Genomic DNA, 26,810 nt, shown 5'->3' on the forward strand with positions numbered 1-26,810 from the left:
GGCAGCCTGCCTATCGGCACAGATGAGAGACGCTATCATGGCCATTCGCAGCTTCCAGCAACACACTCCGAAAGTTGGGCCCAGGGCCTTCGTCGACCGTTCGGCGGTGGTGCTGGGCGACGTGGAGATCGGTGAAGACAGTTCGGTCTGGCCGTTGACCGTGGTGCGCGGCGACATGCACCGCATCCGCATTGGCGCGCGCACCAGCGTGCAGGACGGCAGCGTGCTGCACATTACCCACGCCGGGCCTTTCAACCCGGACGGTTTCCCGCTGATCATCGGCGACGAAGTGACCATCGGGCACAAGGTGATGCTGCATGGCTGCACCCTGGGCAACCGTATCCTGGTGGGTATGGGCAGCACCATCATGGATGGTGCCATCGTCGAGGACGAAGTGATCATTGGCGCCGGCAGCCTGGTGCCGCCGGGCAAACGCCTGGTCAGTGGCTACCTGTACATGGGCAGCCCGGTAAAACAGGCCCGGCTGCTGAACGACAAGGAGCGCGCATTTTTCTCCTACAGCGCCGGCAACTACGTGAAGCTCAAGGACCAGCACCTGGCCGAAGGCTACGATCAACCTGAATGACCGCATTCGCGGGCATGCCCGCGAAGAAGGCCACTCAGCACTCAAGTGGAACCCTGTACATGCACCAGCAAAACATCCTCTTCGACCTCGACGGCACCCTGACCGACCCACGCCTGGGCATCACTCGCTCGATCCAGTACGCCCTGGCCAAGCTGGGCATCGACGAACCGGACCTGGCCCGCCTCGAACACTTCATCGGCCCACCCCTGCTGCAGGCTTTCATGCAGTTCTACAGCTTCGATGAAGCCAAGGCCTGGGATGCGGTGAACTTCTACCGCGAGCGCTTCCGCGTGACCGGTCTATACGAAAACCTCGTGTTCGAAGGTGTGCCGGAGTTGCTTGAGGCCCTGAACGGGCAGGGCCGCACGCTGTACATTGCCACCTCCAAACCATGGGAGTTCGCCCGCGAAATCGCTCGGCACTTTGCTTTCGATCATCACTTTAAGGTGATCTACGGCAGTGAGCTGGACGGCACGCGCACCAACAAGGTCGAGCTGATTCGCCATTTGCTGGATGAAGAAGGGCTGGACCCGGCGCACACCCTGATGATCGGGGACCGCAAGCATGACCTGATCGGCGCGCGCAGCAACGGGCTGCAGGCCGTCGCGGTGGGGTACGGGTTTGGCAGCCGGGAAGAGCTGATGGCAGAAGAACCCGCTTTCCACTTCGCCACGGTAGCCGATTTGCACCAGGCTTTTAGCAAGGCTTGAGGGCCAGCAGGGCTGCTTTGCAGCCGGCCCTCCCACATTGATCGGCGTCCGCAGGGCCTTTGTGGGCCTTGTGGCGCGATGGGCCGCAAAAGCGGCCCAAAAATCTCAACGGCTAACCATCAGACGCTGCAGCGCCGCTTTCCTTGCTTCAATCGGCAACCGCCCCAAATGCTCGACCCGCGCGTAAAACCGAACCCAATCCCCACCCACCTCACGAAACAACGCCGCAAACGCCGGCACCCACTGGTCATATAGCCCGAACGGCAACAACTTGGCATTACTCATCGGCCCATACATCCAGGCGTCATAGCGCTTGTCACCGCCCCACTGGCCATCACGCACCTGCCGGTATTCACGCCTCAAACGCTCAAACTCGGCCTGCTTGGCCCGGCGCTTGTTTGCATCATCCAACGGCCCCGCATAAATCGCCTGCAATCGCTCACGGCTGGCCAACACCAGGCGGATAAACTGGTCGCGCTGCTTTCCCTGATCCCCGCCAACCGCCGCCAGCCCACGCGCCGCACGCCATTGCCGCGTGCCTTCCTGCTCGACGAACGAGGCAAACGACTCATTGAACTCGGTATCGTCCTGCACATAGAAGCGCTGGTGGGCCAATTCATGAAAGATCAACGTAGCCAGGCGCTCATCGCCCCAGCCCACCATCGACGACAAAATCGGGTCATCGAACCAACCCAGGGTCGAATAAGCTTCCACGCCGCCCACGTACACATCCAGGCCATCCTGACGCATCAACGCCGCCGCGCCTCGCGCCGCGCCTTGCTGGTAGTAGCCGCGGTACGCCACGCACCCGGCGATCGGAAAGCAGTGCGTTACCGGTTGCAACGACAACTCGGGCGTGGCGAACACATTCCACACCACGTAGGGACGTCCAAGGTCGGCGTATACCCGGTAGCTGCGGTTGTCTGGCAGTTTCAATTGCTGGCTGGCAAACAGCCGCGCCTGTTCGGCCTGTTGCAGGTGCGCGCGCAAGGGTGCAGGGGTAGCAGGGTCGGCCAATACCTGCTCTACAGGCTGCCGCGCCCGCAGCAACTGCCACTGGCCCTGCGCCAGCTGCCCGTAATAGGCGGCATTGCTGCAACCGTTCAGCAGGAGCGCCGCAAGCAGCGGAACCAAACGGGTGAAAATGCGGTCGAGTGCCCCAAGGCCTGAGCGCTGCATAAGAAAAAGTCGAAGCATCCGGGACTGTCTGACTCGCTCAACACCATTTCGCTCCAAGACTATCTCGCCAAGGGGGAGTTTCGCCATGCGTGCATTGTTGGTCGCCGGCTCACTGTTGTTGATCTCTGCCTGTTCAACCTTGCCAGACCCAGACCCGAACCAGGCCTGGATCGACCTCACCCGTTACGACAATACGTCGCTGGACGCCGTGCAGGTAGATGAGCGTGACTGGGCTGACAGCCGCTATTTCGAGGTTCAACCCGGCAGCCACGAACTGACCGTGCGCTATCAGTTTCCGGTTAACCCCAGCAATATCGGCCCCGTCGAGGAGCCATTGTGGCGCGATTGCCAGGTCAAGCTGACCTTCAAGGACTTCAGCGCCGGGCAGCGTTATCAGCTGCAAGCCGGCAGCATTGGCTTCCGCCCTTGGATCAAACTCTACGACCACCAGCAAAAACTGCTGGGTCAAGGGCTGCCGGCGGGTTGTCAGCGCACCTGAACCGCACAAACGGCGCTATGCTTGTTACTTGTAAATCGCAAGTGGGAGTTTTGCCATGCGCCAGCCCATGATGCTGATCGCCCTCAGTGCACTGGGGGCTTGCGCCAGCCCCTTGCCGCCCGTCGACCCCAAGCAGGCCTGGGTCGATCTGTACACCATGACCCCCGGCCGGGTGATCATGGCCGACCGCCTCGACGGCAAGCGTCTGGACGATGGCCGATATTTTCAGGTGACGCCGGGCAAGCACGAACTGGTGGTGCGCTTCGATTATGAAATCTACTCGGGCGGCATCATGTCCGAGCCCAGGGACCGAACCTGCTACCTGACCGTACGCTTTGACAACTTCAAGGCCGGCGAACGCTATCGCCTGGAAGCGCGGGCGCCGGTAATGGAGCCGCAGGTACTGCTGTATGACGCCAACCGCAAGGTGGTGGTGAACGAGCCTAGCGAAGTGTTCTGCATACCGTGAATGTGGGGCTGCCTTGCAGCCCCGGGCCTTGGTGCTTATCGATCATTCTTTTGATAAATGATCTTCTTCGTCCCGCCATCGCAGGTCCCGACGACCATGTTCTGGTCCTTGACCTCGCTGTTGGGCACGATCTCCAGCGTATAGGACGAAACCCCTTGGGCCTGGATCTTGGCCTCGATCTCGGTTTTCAGCTCCTCGCAAGGCTTGACGGCCGCCAGCGCAGACGTGGCGACAAGGGAAGCCAACACAGCGATAGCTACGCGAATCATGGAACGGCTCCTGGAAAGGGCAGTGGCGCTGCCGACGTTCTTTAGACTACAGCAAACCACCACCGTTGCACCGTTTCACCCCACCAACGCCGCATCCAGGCTGATCTTCGCATTCAAAACCTTGGACACTGGGCAGCCTTCCTTCGCCTTGTTGGCAATCTCCAGGAATTGAGCCTCGCTGGCCCCCGGTACCTTGGCCCTGAGCACCAAGTGCACAGCGGTAATGGCAAAACCGTCAGCTTGCTTGTCGAGCGTCACCTCTGCAGCCGTGTCGATCCGCTCCGCAGTAAGCCCCGCCTCGCCGAGCATCATGGATAGCGCCATCGAGAAACAACCGGCATGGGCCGCGCCAATCAGCTCCTCCGGGTTGGTACCGGGCGTGCCCTCGAAACGTGTGTTGAAGCCATAAGGGTTCTGCTTGAGTGCGCCGCTTTCGGTAGAAAGCAGGCCTTTTCCATCCTTCAGGCCACCTTGCCAGATCGCCGATGCTGTCTTTTTCATGATGCCTCCTGGTCACTGGGTTGCTTACCTACGGTTCAGAGGCCTGCCGCCTGCTGCAAGTTCAGCGCAATTAGATTGCAGGCATTGAATCCAACGAATGCGCCCATACAGAATCAAAAAGGCCTCTGGCCAATCATTCTTGCGGAGGCCCCATGACGCAGCTGCGTGACCTGAAGATTTCCACCCTGGACCTGGTGCCCGTGCGCGCCGACGCCGGCCCCGCGCAATCGCTGCGCAACTCGCTGGACCTGGCGCAGCATGTCGAGCGCTTTGGCTATAACCGCTTCTGGGTGGCTGAGCACCACAACATGGACGGCATCGCCAGTTCGGCGACATCGGTGCTGATCGGCTACCTGGCCGGTGGCACCTCACGTATTCGCGTGGGCTCTGGCGGGGTGATGCTGCCCAACCATGCGCCACTGGTGATCGCCGAGCAGTTCGGCACCTTGGCCAGCCTGTATCCGGGGCGTATCGACCTTGGCCTGGGCCGCGCGCCGGGTTCGGACCAGATGACGGCCTATGCCCTGCGACGCGACCGCGCTGGCGGCCCAGATGACTTCCCGGACGATGTCGAGGAGCTTTCGCGCTACCTCGGGCCACGCACTGATGATCAAAAAGTGATCGCCGTGCCGGGGCACGACACCGACGTGCCGATGTGGTTGCTGGGATCCAGCCTGTTCAGTGCCCAGCTGGCGGGCATGCGCGGCATGCCCTACGCCTTCGCCTCGCATTTCGCGCCACGCTACATGCACGAGGCCATTCGCGTGTACCGCAACCACTTCAGGCCCTCGACCACGCTGGACAAGCCGTATGTGATGCTGGGCATCCCCATGGTGGTGGCGCAGACCGACGAGAAGGCCGAATACCTGGCCACCTCGGTTTACCAGCGCATCCTGGCGCTGATTCGCGGACAGAGCCTGATGCAGAAGCCACCCGTGGAAAGCATGGATGGGCTGTGGTTGCCCCATGAACGGGAGACGGTGGCCAGCTTCCTGGGGCTGGCCATGATCGGCAGCCCGCAGAAGGTAAAGGCCAAGGTAGAAGTGCTGCTGGAACAGACGGGTGCGGATGAGCTGATCTTTACCTGTGACCTGTATGAGCATGCGGACCGCATTCGGTCATATGAGCTGATGGCGCAGGCCCTCAAGGCCGAGTGACCCTCGACACGGGCTCGCCCGCTCCCATAGGTTGACTGTGGAAGCGGGCAAGTCCGCGAAAGGGCAAACGCATCAGCCGCGGCGGTAAACAATCTCCTTGGTCCCGGCCTCACAGCTACCAATGACCTTGCCCGCCGGGTCGCCTTTCTTGACGATCTCCAGCTTGTAGCCAGTGACGCCCTTGGCATCCAGCTTGGCCGCAATTTCCGCCTTCAGTTCCTCGCACGGTTTGCCCGCTGCCAGCGCACCACCGGCCAGGGTCATCAGGCCCAGCGCCAGAATCAGTTTGTTCATCACTCGCGTTCCTTGTGCAGATGAAATCAGAAGGGGCCCCACCAAGGCGCCCCTTTTCTGAATACCTCATCACGCCGGGATCATACAACCCAACGTTGTTTCAGCTATTGGCGATACGGAAGCCGACCTTCAGCGTGACCTGGAAGTGCGCCGCTTTGTTGTCGCGGATATGGCCGCGGGTATCGACCACTTCGAACCATTCCAGGTGCTTGATGCTTTTACCGGCTTCGGCCAGAGCATTGTTAATCGCCTCTTCGATACTGGTGGGCGAAGACCCGACCAGTTCGATTTTCTTGTAGGTGTGATGATCGGTCATGAGTGCTCTCCGTGGTTGACAGTGAGATTCAGCCTAGCAGCGCAGGCCTGGTTTACCTGCGAGCGGTCACTGTCAGCGAAAGTTCGATCGCACTTTCACGCAGCCCAAGGGTCGCAATCCTTACAGCCCATACTGCAAAGGAGAGTCAACATGCACCGCAACTCGCTGCGTAAAACATCCCTGGAAAGCATGGAAGCGGAGATCGAGAGCCTTCTGAAAAGCTTGGAACACCTCAAGCATGATGCGTCGGAAGAGTCCCAGAAGTCGGTGAAGGCAATCCGCAGCAACGCTGAAAGCGCACTGCGTCATTCGCGCAGCCTACTGAGCGATGCGTACGAGGAAGTGAAGCAGCGCACCCGACAGACCGGCATAGCCACCCGGGACTACGCCCAGGAGCACCCATACACCACCGCCGGTGTGGCCATTGGTGCGCTGGGCCTGCTGGCGGCCTACCTGATATGCAAGCGAAACTAAGCGCTCTGCCGCGCAAGTTCCGCCCGTAACCACTGCGCCAACTGCTCGGCGCGCCCGTCTGCGGCGCGCCGTGGCACCCACAATGCCAGCGCCGCCTGGGTAGGTGAGAAGCCCCAAGGCGCACTCAAACGGCCCGCCCGCAGGTCATCGGCGACCAGTGGCTGCGGTGCAATCGCCACGCCCAATCCGGCCACGGCAGCCTCTAGCAGGTAATACAGGTGCTCGAAAGCCTGACCATAGTGAATGGCCGTCGGGTCCAGGCCCTGTTGCACCGCCCAGGTAGGCCACGCTTGCGGGCGTGAAGTGGTGTGCAGCAAGGCTTCGCCCAACAATGCCTTGGCGGGCGCCCCCTGCAAGCGCTGGAAACCTGCGAAATGTGGGCTGAGCACCGGCCCGATGCATTCTTCGGCCAGCACGTGCACCTGCATGTCCGCCGGCCACGGTGGCTCGGCATACACCAGCAACGCATCCAGCCCGGGCCGCCGCGGGTCCAAGTCGCCCTCACCCGCCGACAGGTGCAAGCGCAGCTCAGGCAAATCCGCCTGCAACCGCCCCAGCCGCGGGATAAACCACCGCGCCAGCAGGCTGCCCGAGCAGCCCAGCACGAATGGCGCCTCGCTCACATCACGGCTGAGCTCGGAACACACGCTGCGCAGCCGGTCGAAGGCCTCACCGCTGGCATCGCGCAGACGCACACCGGCATCTGTGAGTTTGATGCCACGCCCGTCCTTGACGAACAGGGCTACGCCCAGATGCTCCTCAAGCACCTTGATCTGCCGGCTGACAGCGCCGTGGGTCACGTGCAGCGCTTCCGCCGCCTGGCTGACGCTGTTGAGCCTGGCTGTAGCCTCGAAGGCGCGCAGGGCATTGAGGGGAGGGAGGTCGTGGGCCATTTTACCTGTGAGTTTTTCTGACAAGTTTACGCAATCTTATCGGTTTTCAGCCGAGCTTGCCGTGGTTAGAGTAAAGCCCATCACTCATTCACTACGCCTTGGAGCGCCCCATGACCCAGTCCCAATACCGCCCCGGCCCCGACGCCAATGGCCTGTTCGGCTCGTTCGGCGGCCGCTACGTGGCCGAAACCCTGATGCCACTGGTGCTGGACCTGGCCCGCGAATACGAAGCGGCCAAGGCAGACCCCAAGTTCCTTGAAGAGCTGGCTTATTTTCAGCGCGACTACATCGGCCGCCCCAACCCGCTGTACTTCGCCGAGCGCCTGACCGAGCATTGCGGCGGGGCGAAGATTTTCTTCAAGCGTGAAGAGCTCAACCATACCGGCGCGCACAAGGTGAACAACTGCATCGGCCAAGTGCTGCTGGCCAAGCGCATGGGCAAAAAGCGCCTGATCGCCGAAACCGGCGCCGGCATGCACGGTGTCGCCACCGCCACAGTCGCCGCGCGCTTCGGCCTGCCTTGCGTGATCTACATGGGCGCCACCGACATCGAGCGCCAGCAGGCGAACGTGTTCCGCATGAAGCTGCTGGGCGCCGAGATCGTGCCGGTTACCGCCGGCACCGGCACCCTGAAAGACGCCATGAACGAAGCCCTGCGTGACTGGGTTACCAACGTCGAAGACACCTTCTACCTGATCGGCACCGTGGCTGGCCCACACCCGTACCCCGCCATGGTCCGCGATTTCCAGTCGATCATCGGCAAAGAGACCCGTGCCCAGTTGCAAGAGAAGGAAGGCCGTCTGCCAGACAGCCTGGTTGCCTGCGTCGGCGGCGGCTCCAATGCCATGGGCCTGTTCCATGAATTCCTCGAAGAGCCGAGCGTGCAGATCATCGGCGTTGAAGCCGGTGGCCACGGCGTACACACCGACAAGCATGCCGCCAGCCTGAACGGCGGCGTACCGGGCGTGTTGCACGGCAACCGCACCTACCTGCTGCAGGACCAAGACGGCCAGATCACCGATGCCCACTCGATTTCCGCAGGCCTGGACTACCCGGGCATCGGCCCGGAGCACGCCTATCTGCATGAGGTGAAGCGCGTCGAGTACGTCAGCATCACCGATGACGAAGCATTGGATGCGTTCCACGCAACCTGCCGTCTGGAAGGCATCATTCCAGCCCTGGAAAGCTCCCACGCCTTGGCCGAAGCGATCAAGCGCGCACCGAAGCTGCCCAAGGACCACCTGATGGTCGTGTGCCTGTCGGGCCGCGGCGACAAAGACATGCAAACCGTCATGAACCACATGGCCGCCCAGGAGAAACACGCATGAGCCGTCTTGAACAACGCTTCGCCGAGCTGAAGGCCGAAGGCCGCTCGGCACTGGTCACCTTCGTCACAGCTGGCGACCCGGGCTACGACGCCTCGTTGCAGATCCTCAAGGGCCTGCCGGCTGCTGGCGCCGACGTGATCGAGCTGGGCATGCCGTTCACCGACCCGATGGCCGATGGCGTGGCCATCCAGCTGGCCACCCTGCGCGCCCTTGAGGCTGGTCAGACCTTGGCCAAGACCCTGCAGATGGTTCGCGAATTCCGTGTGGATAACCAAACCACGCCGATCGTGCTGATGGGCTACTACAACCCTATCCACCGCTTTGGTGTGGACACGTTCGTGGCTGAAGCCAAGGCCGCGGGCGTCGATGGCCTGATCATCGTCGACCTTCCGCCAGAGCACGACGCCGAACTGGCTACCCCGGCCCAGGCTGCAGGCATCGACTTCATCCGCCTGACCACCCCGACCACCGACGACGCGCGCCTGCCGCGCGTGCTGGAGCGCAGCTCCGGGTTCGTCTACTACGTGTCGGTGGCTGGTGTAACCGGTGCAGGTTCGGCGACCACCGAGCATGTGACCGAAGCCATTGCCCGCCTGCGCCGGCATACCGATCTGCCGATCAGCGTTGGCTTCGGCATTCGCACGCCGGAACAGGCTGCGAACATTGCCCGCCTGGCCGATGGCGTGGTGGTGGGCTCGGCACTGGTCGACAAGATCGCCCAAGCCCAAAGCGCCGATCAGGCGGTGACCGATGTATTGAGCCTGTGCTCGGCATTGGCTGAAGGGGTGCGTGGCGCACGCCGCTAAACCGCGTCGTCTGCTTCGCGGGTAAACCCGCTCCTACGGGGCCAGCGCCACCCTCTGGCTCTGCGATATCGTTGTAGGAGCGGGTTCACCCGCGAAGAGGCCAGCACAGGCTACCCCCGCCTAGCCCCCAAAAATCGACAGATTCAAGGGCCGCACGGCCCCCATCCAGATCGCATGATCCCGGTGATCCGCCAGTTCATCCCCGGTTTCCGGATGCATGAATACCACCAGGCCCTTGCGGTACAGCGCCAACCAAGGCAATACCACCCCCACCACTTCGGGCCCGAACGCCAGCTGGCAACTCCAGTCCGGATGCGGCCCAACCGGTTTCTGGTGCATGCGCCCCATGGTCACGGGGAACAGCCGCGCCGCCTCCTCGCACAGTTCGCGGGCCTGCTCCATGGTGGCTGCGTCGTAATAAACGTGGGCGTGGTAACCCTTGATCCTCTGCACGATAACTCCTGATTGCGGTCCAACCATCACCACCTGCAACGGGAGTGATGCAGTGAAAAACGCCGAAACCCCAGTGTTCAAACTGGTCCTGTTCGGGCCTGAAAGCAGCCTGGGCAATGCCCTGATGGTCGAGCTGCTGTCGCGCCAGCACGAAGTCATCGCCGTGGTCGACGACCTCAACCGCCATTCGCCGCGCCCGGGCCTGCACTTCAAGATAGGGGGGCTGGGTGATGCCCACCAGGCGGAGCAGGGCGCAGCGGGCGGCTCGGCGGTGATCGCCCTGTTACCAGCGCTGGCGCCGGGTGACCTGCCGGGGCAGGCACGCTTGAGCGAGGCGCTGGTGGCGGGGCTTGCGCATACGACTATACGCCGGCTGCTGCTTGTGGGCGATTTCGATGTGCTGGATGAGCCGAGCAAGTACAGCGAGATGGAGCGGGATTGCGTGGCCAAAGTGGTTGATGGGTTGCAGCGCAGTGCGTTGCACTGGACGCTGATCAATGCACCGCAGGAACTGGCCGGGTTGGGCATGGAGCATTTTCGCAATACCGAAGGGACGCTGGAGCCTGGGCTGGCTGAGCCGTTGCGGCGCTTGGCCAGGATCGCAGCGGGGATGGTGGACATGCTGGAGCTGGACTTGCACCGGGGCGAGCATCTGAACTTCGTGGTCTAGATTGCCGGGGGCTGCTGCGCAGCCCATCGCGACGCAAGGCCGCTCCCACATGGGCCTGCGTGTGCAGTGTCTTTCTGGGAGCGGCCTTGTGTCGCGATGGCCCGCAAAGCGGCCCCAAAATCTCAAAGGCTGCGCTCCTGCTCCAACCAATCGACGAACCGCTCGATCAACGCTCCCCGCCGCTTGCGCGGCGGCAAAACTGCGTAATAGCCGCGTTCCGAGCGCAAGCTCCCCTCCAGCGGCCGACACAGCAACCCCCACATGGGCCGGCGTGCGCAGTGCAACTGTGGGAGCGGCCTTGTGTCGCGATGGGCCGCAAAGCGGCCCCAAAATCTCAAAGGCTGCGCTCCTGCTCCAACCAATCCACGAACCGCTCGATCAACGCCCCACGCCGCTTGCGCGGCGGCAAAACTACGTAATAGCCGCGTTCCGAGCGCAAGCTCCCCTCCAGCGGCCGACACAGCAACCCTTGCTCCACCAATCCATCCACCAGGTGAGCCCAGCCAATCGCCACCCCTTGCCCGGCAATCGCTGCCTGAATCAGCAAGGTATAGTTATCAAACCGCAACTGCCCCGCCGGCGGTGGGCTGTCCACACCAAACCCACGAAATACCCCCGCCCAGTCAAACCAGCGGCTGGCCTGCTCGCCCTTCAGATGCAGCAGCGGCAATCGTTGCAAAGCCACAGCTGACAAGGCTTTGCCATGAATCAGATGGGGGCTGCACACCGGGAACACTTCCTCATCGAATAGCCAGCGGCTTTCTCCTTGGTGAAAGCGTCCATCGCCAAACAGCACCGCCACATCGATGTCCGGGCGCAACATGCCCTGGCTGCGCTCACCCGTCACCAGGCTCACATCCACCTGTGGATAAGCCTGATGAAAGCGCTGCAGCCTTGGCATCAGCCAGAACGCCGCAAAGGCAAAGTCGGTGGCGACCTGCAGCACTTCGCGCTGGCCGCGCCCGCTGGCCTGGGAAATACCGTCATCCATGGCCTGCAGCCCCTGATGCACCTGTTCGAACAGCACCTGGCCAGCCTCGGTCAGCTCGATGCCCCGGTAAATGCGGTCAAACAGGCGCGTGCCCAACTGTGCCTCCAGGCGCTTCACCTGCTGGCTCACTGCCGGCTGCGTGGTACCCAACTCCAGCGCCGCAGCGGTAAAGCCACGCAGGCGCGCAGCAGCCTCGAATACGCGCAAGGTATCCAGCGACAACCCGGCAAGGTGCTCAAACATAAGCTTGGCTAATCCCAGTCATTGCCCGCCATGGGCTTTACCCATGTTATCCACAGTCGCATCTTGGTAGGCAAGCAGTTCGCATAACCCTCAACGATGGGAGCCACCATGACGCGTCCGAATATCCTGTTCATCATGGCCGACCAGATGGCCGCGCCCTTGCTGCCCATCTACGGCCCTTCGCCCATCCAGATGCCGCACCTCGGCCGCCTGGCCGAGCAAGCCGTGGTGTTCGACTCGGCCTACTGCAACAGCCCACTGTGCGCGCCATCACGCTTCACCCTGGTCAGCGGTCAGTTGCCCAGCCGCATTGGCGCCTACGATAACGCGGCCGACTTCCCTGCCGATGTGCCGACCTACGCCCATTACCTGCGTCGCCTGGGCTACCGCACCGCGCTGTCGGGCAAGATGCACTTCTGCGGCCCGGACCAGTTGCACGGCTACGAAGAACGCCTGACCAGCGACATCTACCCGGCCGACTACGGTTGGGCGGTGAACTGGGACGAACCCGATGTGCGTCCAAGCTGGTACCACAACATGTCCTCGGTGCTGCAGGCCGGTCCGTGCGTGCGCACCAATCAGCTGGATTTCGACGAGGAGGTGGTGTTCAAGGCGCGCCAGTACCTGTACGACCATGTGCGCGAAAACGATGGCCGGCCATTTTGCCTGACCGTTTCGATGACGCACCCGCACGACCCCTACACCATTGCCAAACGCTACTGGGACCGCTACGAAGGTGTGGATATCCCCATGCCCCGTGCCGAGTTCAGCCAGGCAGCACTCGACCCGCACTCCCAGCGCCTGCTGAAAGTCTACGACCTGTGGAACAAGCCGCTGCCTGTGGACAAGGTCCGCGACGCCCGCCGCGCCTACTTCGGCGCTTGCAGCTATATCGATGACAACATTGGCCAATTGCTGCAGACCCTGGAGGAATGCAACCTGGCCGATGACACACTGATCGTGTTTTCCGGCGACCACGGCGATATGCTTGGCGAGCGTGGCCTCTGGTACAAAATGCATTGGTTCGAAATGTCGGCGCGGGTGCCGCTGCTGATCCATGCGCCGAAGCGCTTTGCAGCGGGCCGGGTCACTGCCTCGGTGTCGACCTGCGACCTGTTGCCAACCTTGGTCGAACTGGCTGGCGGCGCTGTGGATAAAGACCTGCAGCTGGACGGCCGCTCACTGCTGGGCCACCTGCAAGGGCAGGGCGGTCACGACGAGGTGATCGGCGAGTATATGGCCGAAGGCACCGTCGGCCCGCTGATGATGATCCGCCGCGGGCCCTACAAGTTCGTGTACAGCGAAGACGACCCATGCCTACTCTATGACCTGAGCCGCGACCCGCACGAGCGGGAGAACCTCACCGGCAGCCCGGACCACCAGGTGCTGCTGCAGGCATTTGTCGATGAAGCACAACAGCGCTGGGACATCCCCAGCCTGCGCCAGCAAGTGCTGGCCAGCCAGCGCCGCCGCCGGCTGGTGGCCGAAGCGCTGGCCATCGGCAAGCTGAAAAGCTGGGATCACCAACCACTGGTGGACGCCAGCCAACAGTACATGCGCAACCACATCGATCTCGATGACCTCGAGCGCAAGGCACGTTATCCACAGCCCGCCCCCCTGGATTGAGAAGAGAGGCCGCCATGCACAAGTTCTCCGCCGCCGTGTTCGTCCTGGCCCTGAGCGCCACCACGGCCCACGCCGCAGACAGCGATGCGCAATGCAGTACCGTGAAAATGGCCGACCCCGGCTGGAGTGATATTGCCTCGACCAATGCCGTGGCACGCCTGTTACTGGAAAGCCTGGGTTACCAGGTGAAGATCGACAGTCTGGCCGTACCGATCATCTACGGCGGCCTCAAGGACGGCCAGGTTGACGCCTTCCTCGGCAACTGGATGCCGGCGCAGCAAGGCTTCCATGACAAGTTCATCGCCAACGGCGACGTGCAGCAGCTGTCGCGCAACCTGGAGGGAACCGAGTTCACCCTCGCAGTGCCCGACTATGTGTGGAATGCCGGGGTGAAGGACTTCGCTGACCTGCAAAAACACGCCGGGCAGTTCGACAAAAAACTGTACGGAATCGGCTCCGGCGCCCCGGCCAACCTGTCACTCAAGAAAATCATCGAAGAGAATGAATTCAACCTCGGCCAGTGGAAGCTGGTGGAGTCCAGCGAGCAGGCGATGCTGGCTCAGGTCGACCGGGCGGTGAAGAAGCAGCAATTCATCACCTTCCTTGGCTGGACCCCGCACCCGATGAACGTGAAACTGAAAATGCATTACCTGACCGGTGGGGAAAAATGGTTCGGCAGCAAGGGCGAGGTATACACGCTGACGCGCAAGGGTTATCCACAAGCCTGCCCGAATGCGGCGAAGCTGCTAGGTAACCTCAAGTTCACACTGGACATGGAAAACAGCATCATGGCAGAGGTTGTGGACAAGAAGATCAGCTTCGATGAAGCGGCCAAGGCCTGGGTGAAAGCGCACCCTGAACGGTTGGATGGGTGGTTGGCCGGGGTTACCACCAAAGCCGATGGTGATGCCCTGGAGGCCGTCAAAGCCAAACTGTAATCTCACAAAGCAACACACCAACCCTGTGGGAGCAGGCGCGCCCGCGAACACCGGCGAAGCCGGTGCCAAGCAACGCGTTGGCTTTTTCGCGGGCATGCCCGCTCCCACAGGGCTTGGCGACCCCTTAAGGATTGTGGATAACCCATGCATCGCCTCTCTTTACTGCTGCCCTTCCTCAGCTGGCTTCCCCGCCAATCGGGCCGCAGCCTGCGCCAGGACCTGCTGGTAGGCCTGAGCGGCGCAATCCTCGCCCTGCCGCAATCCATCGCCTACGCCCTGATCGCCGGCCTGCCCGCCGAATACGGGCTTTACGCCGCCATCGTGCCGGTACTGATCGCCTGCCTGTGGGGCTCTTCCTGGCACCTGATCTGCGGCCCGACAGCCGCCATTTCCATCGTGCTCTACGCCAGCATCAGCCCGCTGGCCGTGGCCGGTAGCGCTGACTACATCACGCTGGTGTTGCTGCTGACCTTCCTTGGCGGCATTTTCCAGCTGCTGCTCGGGCTGTTGCGCTTCGGCGCGCTGGTCAACTTCGTCTCCCATTCCGTGGTGCTCGGCTTCACGCTGGGTGCCGCCATCGTCATTGCCTTGGGCCAGTTACCTAACCTGCTGGGCATGGCCCTGCCCAGCCAGGCCACCGCGCTGAAGACCGTGCAAGACCTGGCCAGCCACGCAGGCGAGGTCGACTTGCCTTCCTTGCTGCTGGGCCTGGCCACCGTAGTGATCGGCGTGGCCTTCAAGCTCTGGCGCCCACGCTGGCCGAGCCTGTTGATAAGCCTGATCCTGGTCAGCTTGCTGGCCTGGCTGTTGCCGGGCTTCTTTGGCCATGTGCCGCGGGTGGCAGCGTTCACAGGGCAACTCCCGCCTTTCAGCCCGCTGCCTTTGCTAGACGTAGAGCTCATGCTGCGTTTACTGCCCAGCGCCGTTGCGGTAGGCATGCTGGGGTTGGTCACCAGCCTGTCGATTGCCCGCTCGCTATCGGCACGTTCAGAACAGCTGATCGACCCGGACCAGGAAATACGCGCACAGGGCCTGTCGAACATTGCCGGTGCATTTTTCTCTGGTTACCTGTCTGCCGGCTCCTTCACCCGCTCGGGCCTGAGCTACGAGGCGGGCGCCCGCTCACCGATGGCCGGGGTGTTTTCTGCGCTGTGGGTGGCGTTGTTCGCCGTGACCGGCGCCAGCCTGATCGCGCACCTGCCGATACCGGCCATGGCCGGCAGCATTTTGCTGATCTGCTGGGGGTTGGTGGACCACCGAGGGATCCGTGCATTGTTCCGGGTCAGCCGCTCGGAGTTTCTGGTGATGGCGCTGACGGCTGCAGCGACATTGCTGCTGGAGCTGCAGACGGCCATCTATGCCGGGGTGCTGGCTTCGCTGTTCTTCTATTTGAAGCGCACCTCACGACCACGGATCCAACAAAGCCGTGAAGGGGACGCGGATGTCTTGCGGGTAGGTGGGTCGATTTTCTTTGGTGCGGCGCATTACCTGCAGGTGCGCTTGCAGCGCTGCCAAGGGCCGCATGTAGTGATCGATGCCCGGCAGGTGAATTTCATCGATTACTCGGGTGTGGATATGTTGCACCGTGAGGCACGAAGGTTGCGGCGATTGGGGGGGAGTTTGACCTTGCACCGGGCCAGGCCCCAAGTGATCGAGGAGTTGCAGAAGCTGGAAGGGGTGGAGTTGTGCCCGATCCGGTTTGAGGAATGAGGTTGGGTCCTGGGGCTGCTTTGCAGCCCATCGCGACACGAGGCCGCTCCCACAGAGGATCGGCGTACGACTTACTTTGTGGGAGCGGCCTTGCGTCGCGATAGGGCCGCAAAGCGGCCCCGGCCATCTCAGCCCCGAGCGAGTTGCCGGCGCAGTTCAGCCAACACCGGCGCCGTATCCGGCCTCACGCCACGCCAGATAAAGAAGGCCTCAGCCGCCTGCTCAGCCAGCATCCCCAGCCCATCCAATACCTTGGCAGCCCCCAGCTTGGTAGCCCACTGGCAAAACGGCGTCGGCTCCTTGCCATACATCATGTCGTAGCAAACCGTACGACCCGCCTCGACCAGGCTGTCGGCAATAGGCGGCAACTCCCCGGCCAGACTCGCCGAGGTGGCGTTGATGATTACATCCACAGGCTCCTGCAACCAGGCAAACCCGCTGGCCACCACCGGCCCCAGTTCATCGAACTCGCGCGCCAGCTGCTCGGCCTTTTCCACGGTACGGTTGGCAATCACCAGCGACTGCGGCTTGTGCGCCAGAATAGGCTCCAGCACGCCGCGCACGGCGCCACCGGCACCGAGGATGAGAATGCGCTTGCCCGCCAGCTCGACCCCGGCATTCACCGTCAGGTCGCGCACCAGGCCAGCGCCGTCGGTGTTGTCGCCCTGCAGGGTGCCATCAGCCAGCTTGCTCAGCGTGTTCACTGCGCCTGCGCGCCGGGCACGCGGGGTCAGGCTGTCGCACAGGCGGTAGGCCTCTTCCTTGAACGGCACGGTGACATTACCGCCACTGCCTTGCTTGAAGAAGCCACGCGCGCAGTCGCTGAACTCGTCCAACGGCGCCAGCAGCGTGGCATATTCCAGGTCCTGACCGGTCTGCTCGGCGAACAGGCGGTGGATCAGCGGCGACTTGCTGTGGCCGATGGGGTTACCAAAAACGACGTACTGGTCCATGACGGCTCCTTGGTTATCCACAGGCTTACTGGCCGAGCCAGTCGCGGTCCTGCAGGAAGTACTCGGTCAGGCGCGCTTCTTCACTGCCGGGCGCGGCCTTCCAGTCATAACCCCAACGCACCTGCGGTGGCAGCGACATGAGGATGGACTCGGTGCGGCCACCGGATTGCAGGCCGAACAGGGTGCCACGATCGTAGACCAGATTGAACTCCACGTAGCGGCCGCGGCGGTATTCCTGGAACTCGCGCTGTTGCGGGGTGTAAGGCGTGTCTTTGCGGCGCTGGACGATCGGCAAGTAGGCGTTGATGTAGGCATCGCCGATGGCGCGGATGAAAGCGAAGCAGGTGTCGAAGTCCCACTCGTTCAGGTCGTCGAAGAACAGGCCGCCGATGCCGCGTGGCTCGCCACGGTGCTTGAGGTGGAAGTAGCGGTCGCACCAGGCCTTGTAACGCGGATACACGTCGGCGCCGAACGGTGCGCAGGCCTGTTCGGCCACGCGGTGCCAGTGGATGCAGTCTTCTTCGTTGCCATAGTATGGCGTCAGGTCAAAGCCGCCGCCGAACCACCATACGGCCTCTTCACCTTCCTTTTCGGCGATGAAGAAGCGAACGTTGGCGTGGGAAGTGGGCACATGCGGGTTGTGCGGGTGTATAACCAGCGACACGCCCAAGGCTTCGAAGCCACGGCCTGCCAGTTCGGGGCGGTGGGCACTGGCCGACGGCGGCAGGCCGCTACCAAACACATGGGAGAAGTTGACCCCGCCTTTTTCGATCACGTTGCCCTCACCGATAACCCGCGTGCGGCCCCCGCCACCGGCTTCGCGCACCCAGGCGTCCTCGACGAAGCGGGCACCGCCGTCTTCTGTTTCGAGGGCAGAGCAGATGCGGTCTTGCAGGTCGAGCAGGTAGGCTTTCACGGCCTCGGTGCGGCTAGTCATCGGGTCACCAGGAAGGAGCGAGGAAAATTCGCCACGTAGCATAACACCGGCCGACGCCGCGTCGTAGTTGACGATGGTCAAGCAAAGAGGGCATTGAGTTATCTTGAGGCACACTAAACTCAAAATGATGTCATTTTGCTTATGGGTACATGCTTACCGATCCGATCATTACGACCCAAGCTCTGTATGAAACGTCTTGAGACGCCGCTCAGGCATGGCGAAAACAGCCGAGGAAGCGGAGTTTTACTGGAGTAAATGAGTATTCCTAAGCTATTTTCAACACAGCATGACTAAGTGTAAAGGCGTTTAGTACAGAGCCTAAAGTTTCTAACGCCGTGAATATATCGAAAAACATTGCATCTAACAAAAAAATCTGGAAATTAAGAAGATGTAGCCTTTCCAAACTTCCAGATCAATGCAAAAACAGCCGTTGATTTAGAAATATGATTTTTTTGAATCTTGGTCGGGAACTGAAATCAGCAGATGAGCTATCTCCCCACGGAAATCTTTGTAAATAAGTTTTCCAGTTTGATAATAATTATTCGTTGTCCAAACATGGGTGCCTATTTCCATATGCTCAAAAATGTATTTCAATTGTTCTTGCGGTAGGTACACCCTCTCAGGTTCACCGTTTTCTAGGATCATAGTCATAGTATACTCAATATCCATTTTCAACTCCCTCTTAATTAGTTGTCTTGCGAATAAGATCTTGAACCTTCATTTTTCTTATAACAACTGACAGAAAACTCAGTTGACTACAACCAAGCAGCTGTGTTAAGGGGCTACTATTTAGTATCTACAGATTTCGATCCAACTAAAGGAGCGTGTGATGGCAAAGCGTATCCAGTTCACTCAGCATGGCGGCCCGGAAGTATTGCAGCTGGTGGAATTCGCCCCGACCCCGCTCGGCCCACAGCAGGTGCGTGTGCGTAACCATGCAATCGGCTTGAACTTCATCGATACCTACTTCCGCAGCGGGCTGTATGCGCCGCCGTCCCTGCCTTCTGGCCTGGGTACTGAAGCTGCGGGCGTGGTCGAGGCGGTGGGCGAGGGTGTGACCCGGCTCAAGGTCGGCGACCGCGTGGCCCATGCCGGGGGCCCGCTGGGGGCGTACAGCGAAGTGCATACGCTGCCGGAGGCCAACCTGGTCAAGCTGCCCGACAACATCAGTTTCGAGCAAGCGGCGGCGGTGATGCTCAAGGGTTTGACCGTGCAGTATCTGCTGAAGCAGACCTATGAGGTGAAACCGGGTGATGTGATTCTGTTCCACGCGGCGGCTGGCGGCGTGGGTTCGCTGGCGTGCCAGTGGGCCAAGGCCTTGGGCGCCAAGCTGATCGGTACCGTGAGTTCTGCCGAAAAGGCCGAGCGGGCTAAGGCGCTGGGGGCTTGGGCGACCATCGACTACAGCCATGAGGATGTAGCCAAGCGCGTGCTGGAACTGACCGACGGCAAGAAATGCCCGGTGGTGTATGACGGCGTCGGTGCCGACACCTGGCTGACCTCGCTGGACTGCCTGCAGCCACGTGGGTTGATGGTGAGCTTTGGCAATGCCTCGGGTGCGGTGAGCGGCGTGAACCTGGGGATTCTGGCGCAGAAGGGCTCGCTGTATGTCACCCGGCCGACGCTGGCGACCTACGCCAACAATGCCGAGAACACCCAGGCCATGGCCGATGACCTGTTTGCGATGATTGCGAGTGGCAAGCTGGTTGTGGATATCCAGCAGCGGTATCCATTGAGCGAGGCGGCCAAGGCACAGGCGGAGCTGTCGGCGCGGCGGACTGTGGGGTCGACTGTACTAATCCCCTGAGCCACACACGTTCCCTGTGGGAGCGGGCATGCCCGCGAAGCAGCCACCGCGGTGGATGGCACCGGCTCTGCCGGTGTTCGCGGGCACGCCCGCTCCCACAGGTACTGCGTCGGCTTCAATAGCTGCGCTATGCCTGTGAGGGCCGGTTTGTCGGTGGAGGGGTCGACTCGATGCCATCGAGTATCGCCTCAATCACACCCTCTGCCATCTCAATCGCATGCAGGTTCGACCAGAACATTCCGCGGCCTTCTTCGCGCATATGGTCCAGGGCTTTGTAGCCGGTTTCGTAGGCGCTGCGCAGGTACAGGGCTACGTGGACCAGAGCGTCCTCGGCGGAAATGTTCGGGTTGACGGTGAAGAGCGGGTCATGGCCGGCGTCGCAGCGGCCGAAGGGGCGGGTGGAGGTGCATGGAAGGGGTGGATCGGGGACTATTTTCTTGCTCATGGGAATTCACCTGATCAGGGCGGCCGCTCAATCCGTTACCACACGAAATGGGTGGCAGCTGCACGCGGGGTGGTAAACCGGACGAATCCCAAACCCGGCAGGCTCGAAAGCCTCCCGCGCACAGCCGCCATGGCTGCCATTCAGAATTCGCACATCCGGGTTACCACACCCGATCGCCAAGTTATTCGGCGACGGTTTAAGCCTAAGGGCAGAGGTTCCCACTGAGAAGGTGATGGCAGAGGACGCGGCTCGTAGGATATTTCCCAAGCCGCAAGCTGGACAGCCATTTTGGCAAAATCAGAAAAATCTGCGGGGTTCTGGGGCCGCTTTGCGTCCCAATCGCCGGCAAGCCAGCTCCCACACCGACCGCACCGGCTTCAAGCCATGTGCAGTACCTGTGGGAGCTGGCTTGCCGGCGATCGAGGGCGAAGCCCTCGCCAGCGGTATCAGCCCGGGCGCACAACCTCGCCGGTTGCCAGGTTGCGAATCACACTCGGGTTCTTCCGCCCCCCCAGCGCCCCCCCAAGCACCAGGTCCAGCTGGCCGTGGAAGTACTGCTCCACCCGCAACCGGGTCTTCGCCGCCGGGCGACCGCCGGGGTTGCACGAGGTGGAAATCAGCGGCCCCACCAGCGCGCACAGTTCACGCACCACCGGGTGGTCACTGACCCGCAGCGCCACGGTGTCATGCTGCCCCGTTACCCACTCGGGCAGCAGGTCCTGGTGTGGCACCAGCCAGGTATTCGGCCCCGGCCAGGTGCTGCCCATGCGGTCGATCCAGTCTTCGGGGAAGTCCTCGAACAGGAAGTCGAACTGACGGATGTTGTCAGCGATCAGAATCAGCCCTTTATCCACAGGCCGCGACTTCAGCGCCAGCAGGCGATACACCGCGTCCTCGTTCCATGGGTCGCAGCCCAGGCCCCAGACCGCTTCCGTCGGGTAGGCGATTACTGCGCCCGCCCGGATCTCACGTGCGGCTTGTTGCACACGAAAACTGCTCACCATTGCTGTTTCTCCGCCTGAATACCTTGCTTGTGCGCAGTGTACTTAGCCCGCGCGGGCAAACCAACGCCCGGCTTCATTGCTGACCCGGCCTTCCAGCTCCAGCTCGGTCAACTGCGCCAGCACGTCGGCCAGCGGCTGCTCGCTGCAGTGGGCCAGGCTTTCACTGGTCTGGGGTGCGGCATGCAGCAGGGCGAGCAGGGGGTGGTCGAACCTGTCCACAACCGCAGGCGGCAGGTTCTGCCAACCCTGCAAGCTTTCCAGGATCTGCTCCACAGTTTCCACCAGCAGCGCCCCATCACGAATCAGCTGGTGGCAGCCCTTGGCCCCCGGGTGATGAATGGAGCCCGGAATGGCGTACACCTCACGGCCTTGCTCTGCGGCCAGGCGCGCCGTGATCAGCGAGCCACTGGCGAGGCTCGCCTCAACCACCAGTACACCTAGCGACAGGCCACTGATGATGCGGTTGCGCCGTGGGAAGTTGCCAGGCAGCGGCCCGGCATCCAGGGGATACTCGGAAACCAGCGCGCTGCCGTTGTCGATCATCGCCTGCGCAAGGTCCCGATGGCGCTGTGGATAAAGTTTTTGCAAGCCCGTACCGAGCACGGCAATCGTGCCGCCGCCAGCCTGCAACGCGGCCCGATGAGCGGCACCGTCGACACCTACCGCCAGCCCGCTGGTAATGGTGAAACCAGCCTGCGCGAGGTAGCGGGAAAATGCCCGGGCGGTGTCGAGCGCCGGGGGTGTGGCACGTCTGCTGCCCACGATCGCCAGCTGAGGACGATCGAGCAAGGCAGGTTCGCCAGCGACAAAAAGCAGCGGCGGGGCATCGTCGATTTCTGCCAGCAAGGCTGGGTAGTCTGGGCCGTCCCACATCAGCAAATGCTGGCCAGGGCGCTCTAACCAGGCCATTGCGGCGAGCGCGCCCTCGCGTACCTCGGCACTGCGCCGGGCATCGATGGTGGCTTGGGGGATGCCCAACGCTCGCCAGGCCGAACCGGGAGCGCTAAGCGCACTAGAGGCGCTGCCGAACGCATCCAGCAAGGTGCGAAAACGTCGCAATCCTGTCTCGGGCAAGCGATGCAGGCGTAATCGGGCCTCCAGTTCAGCAGGCGGGCAGAGCGACGAATGGTAACTGGGCATGGGGATCGTCCTTGATCGAAACAGGGCCATCTACGTGGCACAACCTGTGGATAACTCTGTGAGTAACACTTTGAAAAGCTGTCCATTGATTGGGGGCTATCAAGCCCATAGTCACCCTAGACGAGCTTGCCAGGTGCCGAAATCCCCGTTTCCCTTTATTATGTGTGCTCAGTTTTCAACCGAACGCACAGTGACTGCCTGACCTTATGGCCATCTTGAACATTCTCGAATTCCCGGACCCGCGCCTGCGCACCCTCGCCAAACCGGTGACGGAGTTCGACGACGCCCTGCGTCAGCTGATCGACGACATGTTTGAAACCATGTACGAAGCCCCTGGCATCGGCCTGGCCGCTACCCAGGTGAACGTGCACAAGCAGGTTGTGGTCATGGACCTCAGCGAAGACCGCAGCGAACCGCGCGTCTTCATCAACCCGTCGGTCGAAGAGCTGACCCATGACATGGGCCAGTACCAGGAGGGCTGCCTGTCGGTACCGGGCTTCTACGAGAACGTCGACCGTCCGCTGCGTGTCCGGGTCAAGGCCCAGGACCGCGACGGCAAGCCGTTCGAACTGGAATGCGAAGGCCTGCTGGCGGTGTGCGTACAGCACGAATTCGATCACCTCAACGGCAAGCTGTTCGTCGACTACCTGTCGCAGCTCAAGCGCGACCGGATCAAGAAGAAGCTGGAAAAGCAGCATCGCCAGCAAGCCTGATCCCCACCTTCCTGAAGGCTTGCTCCGGCAAGCCTTTTTCTTTTTTGAAGCGAGAACTCCATGCGCATCGTCTTTGCAGGCACTCCAGAGTTTGCCGCCGAACACCTCAAGGCCCTGCTCGACAGCCCCTACGAGATCGTGGCCGTCTACACCCAGCCCGACCGCCCGGCCGGCCGTGGCCAAAAGCTGATGCCAAGTGCGGTCAAGGCACTGGCCGTGGCCCATGACATCCCGGTGTTCCAGCCGCAGACCCTGCGCAATGCCGATGCGCAGGCCGAACTGGCCGCACTGAAACCAGACCTGATGGTAGTGGTCGCCTACGGCCTGATCCTGCCGCAGGTGGTGCTGGATATCCCGCGCCTGGGTTGCATCAACAGCCACGCTTCCCTGCTGCCACGCTGGCGCGGTGCCGCGCCGATCCAGCGTGCCGTGGAAGCCGGCGACGCCGAAAGCGGCGTGACCGTGATGCGCATGGAAGCCGGCCTGGACACCGGCCCGATGCTGCTCAAGGTCGTCACCCCGATCAGCGCCGAGGACACCGGCGGCACCTTGCACGATCGCCTGGCCGAAATGGGCCCGCCCGCAGTCGTTCAGGCCATCGCCGGCCTGGCTGACGGTTCGCTGCAAGGCGAAATACAGGACGATGCGCTGGCCACCTACGCGCACAAACTGAACAAGGACGAAGCGCGTATCGACTGGACCCGCCCGGCCGTCGAGCTGGAACGCCTAATCCGCGCCTTCAACCCATGGCCGGTGTGCCACAGCATGCTGGACGGTGAAAGCGTCAAGGTGCTGGCCGCCAACCTGTCCACAGGCCAAGGCGCCCCGGGCGAGATACTTTCCGCCAGCAAGGACGGCCTCGTAGTTGCGTGCGGTGACCAAGCCCTGAGCCTGACCCGCCTGCAACTGCCTGGCGGCAAGGCATTGAGCTTCAGTGACCTGTTCAACAGCCGCCGCGAGAAGTTCGCCGCCGGCAAGGTGCTGGGCCAATGAACCCACGCCTCGCCGCCGCCCGTGCGCTTGCTGCTGTGCTCAGCGGCAAGGCTTCGCTGAACAGCTCGCTGCCGGCGCAACTGGACAAGGTAGATGAACGCGACCGCGGCCTGACCCAAGACCTGGCGTTCGGCACCGCACGCTGGCAGCCACGCCTCGACCTGCTGGCCGCACAGCTGCTGCAAAAACCCTTCAAAGCAGCCGATGCCGATGTTCAGGCGCTGCTGCTGGTCGGCCTGTACCAGCTGTTCTACACGCGCATTCCGGCCCATGCCGCCATCGGCGAGACCGTGGGCTGTGCCGACAAACTGAAGAAGCCGTGGGCCAAGGGCCTGCTCAATGCCGTACTGCGCCGTGCGCAGCGCGAAGGCGAGGAGCTGCTCGCCGGCATGGAGCGCGACCCGGTGGTGCGTACCGCGCACCCGCGCTGGCTGCAAAAAGCGCTGAAAGCTTTCTGGCCAGAGCAGTGGGAAGCCATCTGCGCCGCCAACAATGCCCACCCACCGATGATTCTGCGGGTCAATCGCCGTCACCATAGCCGCGATGCCTACCTGGCACTGCTGGCCGAAGCCGGCATTGGCGCCAGCGCATGCCAGTACAGCCGGGATGGCATCGTGCTGGCCGAAGCCTGCGACGTGCGCGGCCTGCCAGGCTTCGCCGAAGGCTGGGTGAGCGTGCAGGACGAAGCTGCGCAGCTATCTGCCGACTTGCTGGAACTGGCCCCCGGTCAACGCGTGCTCGATGCTTGCTGCGCACCGGGCGGCAAAACCTGCCACCTGCTGGAGGCCGAGGCTGGCCTGGCGCACATGGTGGCCATCGACCTCGAAGCCAAGCGGCTGACCCGCGTGCGAGAAAACCTCGACCGCCTGCAGCTGGACGCCGAGCTGATCGCCTGCGATGCCCGCGACACTGCTAGCTGGTGGGACGGCAAGCCATTCCAGCGCATTCTGCTCGACGCGCCGTGCTCGGCCACCGGCGTGATTCGCCGCCACCCGGACATCAAGCTAACCCGCCAAGCCGACGACATCCCGGCTTTGGCCACGCTGCAAGGCGAGCTGCTCGATGCCCTGTGGCCGACCTTGGAAGTGGGCGGCATGCTGCTATACGCCACCTGCTCCAGCTTGCCGACCGAAAACACTGAAGTGATCAAAGCCTTCCTCGCCCGCACCCCGGGCGCCCGTGAGCTGGACCTGGCGACCGAAGCCGGCCTGCGCCAGCCCCACGGCCGTCAGCTGCTGGCCCAGGAAGGCGGTCACGACGGTTTCTACTATGCCAAGCTGATCAAGATCGCCGCCTCGCGCGGATAAGAACAAAGGATAGGGAGTAGCGCATGAAGATCATCATCCTCGGCGCAGGGCAGGTAGGCGGTACGCTGGCTGAACACCTGGCCAGCGAAGCCAACGACATTACCGTGGTCGACACCGACGGCGACCGCCTGCGCGACCTCGGCGACCGCCTGGACATCCGCACCGTCCAGGGCCGCGGCTCACTGCCGACGGTGCTGCGTCAGGCCGGTGCCGACGACGCCGACATGCTGGTGGCAGTAACCAACAGTGACGAGACCAACATGGTTGCCTGCCAGGTGGCCTATTCGCTGTTCCATACCCCGACCAAGATTGCACGGGTGCGCGAATCGTCCTACCTGACCCGCGAAGAGCTGTTCGACAACGACCATATCCCGGTCGACGTTCTGATCAGCCCCGAGCAGGTGGTGACCAATTACATCAAGCGCCTGATCGAACACCCAGGCTCGCTGCAGGTGATCGACTTCGCCGAGGGCAAGGCCCAGCTCGTGGCAGTGAAGGCCTACTATGGCGGCCCGCTGGTCGGCCAGCAATTGCGCCAGATCCGTGCGCATATGCCCAACGTCGACACCCGCGTGGCAGCCATCTTCCGTCGCGACCGGCCGATCACCCCGCGTGGCGACACGGTGATCGAAGCCGACGACGAGGTGTTCTTCATTGCCGCGAAGAAGGATATCCGTGCGGTGATGGGCGAACTGCGCCGCATCGACGAGACCAATAAACGCATTGTCATCGCGGGCGGCGGGCAAATCGGCGAGCGCCTGGCGGAAGCCATCGAAAGCCGATATCAGGTGAAGATCATCGAGATGAGCCCGGCGCGTTGTCGGCACCTCTCCGATACCCTCGAAAGCACGGTGGTGCTGCAGGGCAGCGCTTCGGACAAAGACCTGATGCTCGAAGAGAACATCGCCGACGCCGATATTTTCCTGGCCCTGACCAACGATGACGAAGCCAACATCATGTCGTCGCTGCTGGCCAAGCGCCTGGGCGCAGGCAAGGTGATGACCATCATCAACAACCCGGCTTATGTCGACCTGGTGCAGGGCGGTGATATCGACATTGCCATCAGCCCGCAGCTGGCCACCATCGGTACCCTGCTGGCGCACGTGCGCCGGGGCGACATTGTCAGCGTGCACTCGCTGCGCCGCGGTGCGGCCGAAGCGATCGAGGCGGTGGCACATGGCGATTCGAAGTCGAGCAAGGTGGTCGGCAAGGCGATCGAGAACATTGCCCTGCCACCGGGAACCACCATCGGCGCGATCATCCGTGACGAAGAGGTGATGATTGCCCACGACGACACCGTGATCGAATCGGGTGACCATGTGATCCTGTTCGTTGTGGATAAAAAGCACATTCGTGATGTGGAGAAGCTGTTCCACGTCGGCTTGAGTTTCTTCTAGGA

Annotated in this window: 31 protein-coding genes and 1 pseudogene; 17 read left to right on the forward strand and 15 right to left on the reverse strand. The window is 62.2% G+C overall.

Going from position 1 to position 26,810, the window contains the following annotated elements:
* Positions 1-37: 37 nt before the first annotated feature.
* Together V6093_RS17495 and V6093_RS17500 are read left to right on the forward strand one after the other, a co-directional pair.
* The gene (locus tag V6093_RS17495) at positions 38-586 is read left to right on the forward strand and encodes a gamma carbonic anhydrase family protein (RefSeq protein WP_004575263.1); all 549 of its coding nucleotides are present in this window, start codon (positions 38-40) and stop codon (positions 584-586) included.
* Between the two features lie 59 nt (positions 587-645).
* Positions 646-1,296: an HAD family hydrolase gene (locus V6093_RS17500; protein ID WP_004575264.1), complete on the forward strand. Its 651-nt coding sequence runs from the start codon at positions 646-648 to the stop codon at positions 1,294-1,296.
* Positions 1,297-1,401: 105 nt separating this feature from the next.
* Here the strand turns inward: V6093_RS17500 and V6093_RS17505 are convergent, their stop codons facing one another.
* Complete coding sequence (locus V6093_RS17505) at positions 1,402-2,475, reverse strand: aminopeptidase (RefSeq protein ID WP_047603775.1); 1,074 nt, start codon at positions 2,473-2,475, stop codon at positions 1,402-1,404.
* Positions 2,476-2,560: 85 nt separating this feature from the next.
* On the opposite strand from V6093_RS17505, the gene V6093_RS17510 reads away from it, so the two are divergent.
* Entirely contained in the window at positions 2,561-2,974 is a 414-nt protein-coding gene (locus tag V6093_RS17510; RefSeq protein WP_003253063.1) for a hypothetical protein, read from the forward strand.
* Between the two features lie 55 nt (positions 2,975-3,029).
* On the forward strand, positions 3,030-3,443 hold the full coding sequence (locus V6093_RS17515) for a hypothetical protein (protein WP_011953134.1): 414 nt from the start codon (positions 3,030-3,032) through the stop codon (positions 3,441-3,443).
* Between the two features lie 35 nt (positions 3,444-3,478).
* Here V6093_RS17515 and V6093_RS17520 read toward each other — a convergent pair whose 3' ends face one another.
* Both V6093_RS17520 and V6093_RS17525 read right to left on the reverse strand, forming a co-directional pair.
* Positions 3,479-3,712 carry a DUF1161 domain-containing protein gene (locus V6093_RS17520; protein WP_003253067.1) on the reverse strand — a complete coding sequence of 78 codons (234 nt, stop codon included), beginning with the start codon at positions 3,710-3,712 and terminating at the stop codon, positions 3,479-3,481.
* A 75-nt stretch (positions 3,713-3,787) separates the two neighbouring features.
* Positions 3,788-4,213, reverse strand: a complete 426-nt coding sequence (locus tag V6093_RS17525; RefSeq protein ID WP_003253070.1) for an OsmC family protein — start codon at positions 4,211-4,213, stop codon at positions 3,788-3,790.
* A 152-nt stretch (positions 4,214-4,365) separates the two neighbouring features.
* Here V6093_RS17525 and V6093_RS17530 point away from each other — a divergent pair, with 152 nt between their 5' ends.
* On the forward strand, positions 4,366-5,370 hold the full coding sequence (locus tag V6093_RS17530; RefSeq protein WP_003253072.1) for an LLM class flavin-dependent oxidoreductase: 1,005 nt from the start codon (positions 4,366-4,368) through the stop codon (positions 5,368-5,370).
* Between the two features lie 72 nt (positions 5,371-5,442).
* Here V6093_RS17530 and V6093_RS17535 read toward each other — a convergent pair whose 3' ends face one another.
* Both V6093_RS17535 and V6093_RS17540 read right to left on the reverse strand, forming a co-directional pair.
* Positions 5,443-5,664: a DUF1161 domain-containing protein gene (locus tag V6093_RS17535; RefSeq protein WP_003253075.1), complete on the reverse strand. Its 222-nt coding sequence runs from the start codon at positions 5,662-5,664 to the stop codon at positions 5,443-5,445.
* A 100-nt stretch (positions 5,665-5,764) separates the two neighbouring features.
* Positions 5,765-5,980, reverse strand: coding sequence for a dodecin (locus V6093_RS17540; RefSeq protein ID WP_003253076.1), 216 nt, complete (start codon positions 5,978-5,980; stop codon positions 5,765-5,767).
* A gap of 150 nt (positions 5,981-6,130) precedes the next feature.
* Here V6093_RS17540 and V6093_RS17545 point away from each other — a divergent pair, with 150 nt between their 5' ends.
* Positions 6,131-6,454 carry a YqjD family protein gene (locus V6093_RS17545; RefSeq protein WP_003253078.1) on the forward strand — a complete coding sequence of 108 codons (324 nt, stop codon included), beginning with the start codon at positions 6,131-6,133 and terminating at the stop codon, positions 6,452-6,454.
* Here the strand turns inward: V6093_RS17545 and V6093_RS17550 are convergent.
* Positions 6,451-7,347 carry a LysR family transcriptional regulator gene (locus V6093_RS17550; protein WP_003253079.1) on the reverse strand — a complete coding sequence of 299 codons (897 nt, stop codon included), beginning with the start codon at positions 7,345-7,347 and terminating at the stop codon, positions 6,451-6,453. The genes V6093_RS17545 and V6093_RS17550 overlap by 4 nt on opposite strands.
* A 110-nt stretch (positions 7,348-7,457) precedes the next feature.
* Here V6093_RS17550 and trpB point away from each other — a divergent pair, with 110 nt between their 5' ends.
* The gene (trpB, locus tag V6093_RS17555; protein WP_004575268.1) at positions 7,458-8,675 is read left to right on the forward strand and encodes a tryptophan synthase subunit beta; all 1,218 of its coding nucleotides are present in this window, start codon (positions 7,458-7,460) and stop codon (positions 8,673-8,675) included.
* Positions 8,672-9,481, forward strand: coding sequence for a tryptophan synthase subunit alpha (gene trpA / locus V6093_RS17560; protein ID WP_047603773.1), 810 nt, complete (start codon positions 8,672-8,674; stop codon positions 9,479-9,481). Before trpB ends, trpA begins: the two co-directional genes overlap by 4 nt.
* A gap of 120 nt (positions 9,482-9,601) precedes the next feature.
* Here the strand turns inward: trpA and V6093_RS17565 are convergent, their stop codons facing one another.
* Positions 9,602-9,934 carry a DOPA 4,5-dioxygenase family protein gene (locus V6093_RS17565; RefSeq protein WP_003253084.1) on the reverse strand — a complete coding sequence of 111 codons (333 nt, stop codon included), beginning with the start codon at positions 9,932-9,934 and terminating at the stop codon, positions 9,602-9,604.
* A gap of 52 nt (positions 9,935-9,986) precedes the next feature.
* Here V6093_RS17565 and V6093_RS17570 point away from each other — a divergent pair, with 52 nt between their 5' ends.
* A complete protein-coding gene (locus V6093_RS17570; protein WP_108078768.1) occupies positions 9,987-10,604 on the forward strand; it encodes an NAD(P)H-binding protein in 618 nt (205 codons plus the stop codon).
* 122 nt (positions 10,605-10,726) lie between these two features.
* Here the strand turns inward: V6093_RS17570 and V6093_RS17575 are convergent.
* Together V6093_RS17575 and V6093_RS17580 are read right to left on the reverse strand one after the other, a co-directional pair.
* Positions 10,727-10,861 (reverse strand): annotated as a pseudogene (locus V6093_RS17575) (LysR family transcriptional regulator); the annotation flags it as partial.
* Between the two features lie 77 nt (positions 10,862-10,938).
* Complete coding sequence (locus V6093_RS17580) at positions 10,939-11,838, reverse strand: choline sulfate utilization transcriptional regulator (RefSeq protein WP_179053183.1); 900 nt, start codon at positions 11,836-11,838, stop codon at positions 10,939-10,941.
* 108 nt (positions 11,839-11,946) lie between these two features.
* On the opposite strand from V6093_RS17580, the gene betC reads away from it, so the two are divergent.
* The 3 genes from betC (at position 11,947) to V6093_RS17595 (ending at position 16,112) form a co-directional block, all read left to right on the forward strand.
* A complete protein-coding gene (gene betC / locus V6093_RS17585) occupies positions 11,947-13,464 on the forward strand; it encodes a choline-sulfatase (RefSeq protein WP_011953129.1) in 1,518 nt (505 codons plus the stop codon).
* 14 nt (positions 13,465-13,478) lie between these two features.
* Complete coding sequence (choX, locus tag V6093_RS17590; RefSeq protein WP_011953128.1) at positions 13,479-14,402, forward strand: choline ABC transporter substrate-binding protein; 924 nt, start codon at positions 13,479-13,481, stop codon at positions 14,400-14,402.
* Positions 14,403-14,546: 144 nt separating this feature from the next.
* Positions 14,547-16,112 (forward strand): SulP family inorganic anion transporter, encoded by a 1,566-nt coding sequence (locus tag V6093_RS17595; protein ID WP_047603771.1) that lies wholly within the window; start codon positions 14,547-14,549, stop codon positions 16,110-16,112.
* A 128-nt stretch (positions 16,113-16,240) separates the two neighbouring features.
* Here the strand turns inward: V6093_RS17595 and aroE are convergent, their stop codons facing one another.
* The 3 genes from aroE to V6093_RS17610 all read right to left on the reverse strand — a co-directional run bounded on the left by aroE (position 16,241) and on the right by V6093_RS17610 (position 18,671).
* A complete protein-coding gene (gene aroE / locus V6093_RS17600) occupies positions 16,241-17,065 on the reverse strand; it encodes a shikimate dehydrogenase (protein WP_003253098.1) in 825 nt (274 codons plus the stop codon).
* A gap of 25 nt (positions 17,066-17,090) precedes the next feature.
* The gene (gene hemF / locus V6093_RS17605) at positions 17,091-18,002 is read right to left on the reverse strand and encodes an oxygen-dependent coproporphyrinogen oxidase (protein WP_143999437.1); all 912 of its coding nucleotides are present in this window, start codon (positions 18,000-18,002) and stop codon (positions 17,091-17,093) included.
* A 435-nt stretch (positions 18,003-18,437) separates the two neighbouring features.
* Positions 18,438-18,671, reverse strand: coding sequence for a hypothetical protein (locus V6093_RS17610; RefSeq protein WP_143999436.1), 234 nt, complete (start codon positions 18,669-18,671; stop codon positions 18,438-18,440).
* A 160-nt stretch (positions 18,672-18,831) separates the two neighbouring features.
* Here V6093_RS17610 and V6093_RS17615 point away from each other — a divergent pair, with 160 nt between their 5' ends.
* Complete coding sequence (locus V6093_RS17615) at positions 18,832-19,809, forward strand: NADPH:quinone reductase (protein ID WP_143999435.1); 978 nt, start codon at positions 18,832-18,834, stop codon at positions 19,807-19,809.
* A 127-nt stretch (positions 19,810-19,936) separates the two neighbouring features.
* Here V6093_RS17615 and V6093_RS17620 read toward each other — a convergent pair whose 3' ends face one another.
* From V6093_RS17620 to dprA, 3 genes are all read right to left on the reverse strand, one after another.
* Positions 19,937-20,254 carry a hypothetical protein gene (locus V6093_RS17620; protein WP_047603766.1) on the reverse strand — a complete coding sequence of 106 codons (318 nt, stop codon included), beginning with the start codon at positions 20,252-20,254 and terminating at the stop codon, positions 19,937-19,939.
* 446 nt (positions 20,255-20,700) lie between these two features.
* Positions 20,701-21,258, reverse strand: a complete 558-nt coding sequence (locus V6093_RS17625; protein WP_011953122.1) for an L-threonylcarbamoyladenylate synthase — start codon at positions 21,256-21,258, stop codon at positions 20,701-20,703.
* A gap of 42 nt (positions 21,259-21,300) precedes the next feature.
* Entirely contained in the window at positions 21,301-22,398 is a 1,098-nt protein-coding gene (gene dprA / locus V6093_RS17630; RefSeq protein WP_019750121.1) for a DNA-processing protein DprA, read from the reverse strand.
* Positions 22,399-22,604: 206 nt separating this feature from the next.
* Between dprA and def the strand changes: the two genes are divergently transcribed.
* Genes def through trkA form a run of 4 tightly spaced genes read left to right on the forward strand, consistent with a single transcriptional unit; the run spans position 22,605 to position 26,808 of the window.
* A complete protein-coding gene (def, locus tag V6093_RS17635) occupies positions 22,605-23,111 on the forward strand; it encodes a peptide deformylase (RefSeq protein WP_003253111.1) in 507 nt (168 codons plus the stop codon).
* Between the two features lie 60 nt (positions 23,112-23,171).
* Complete coding sequence (gene fmt, locus V6093_RS17640; RefSeq protein ID WP_003253113.1) at positions 23,172-24,104, forward strand: methionyl-tRNA formyltransferase; 933 nt, start codon at positions 23,172-23,174, stop codon at positions 24,102-24,104.
* Entirely contained in the window at positions 24,101-25,411 is a 1,311-nt protein-coding gene (gene rsmB / locus V6093_RS17645) for a 16S rRNA (cytosine(967)-C(5))-methyltransferase RsmB (RefSeq protein WP_003253115.1), read from the forward strand. The genes fmt and rsmB overlap by 4 nt, the downstream gene beginning before the upstream one ends.
* A gap of 23 nt (positions 25,412-25,434) precedes the next feature.
* On the forward strand, positions 25,435-26,808 hold the full coding sequence (trkA, locus tag V6093_RS17650; RefSeq protein WP_003253117.1) for a Trk system potassium transporter TrkA: 1,374 nt from the start codon (positions 25,435-25,437) through the stop codon (positions 26,806-26,808).
* The last annotated feature ends 2 nt before the right edge of the window (positions 26,809-26,810 follow it).

Source organism: Pseudomonas putida group bacterium ESBL64, from assembly GCF_045277175.1.
Taxonomy (GTDB): Bacteria; Pseudomonadota; Gammaproteobacteria; order Pseudomonadales; family Pseudomonadaceae; genus Aquipseudomonas; species Aquipseudomonas alloputida.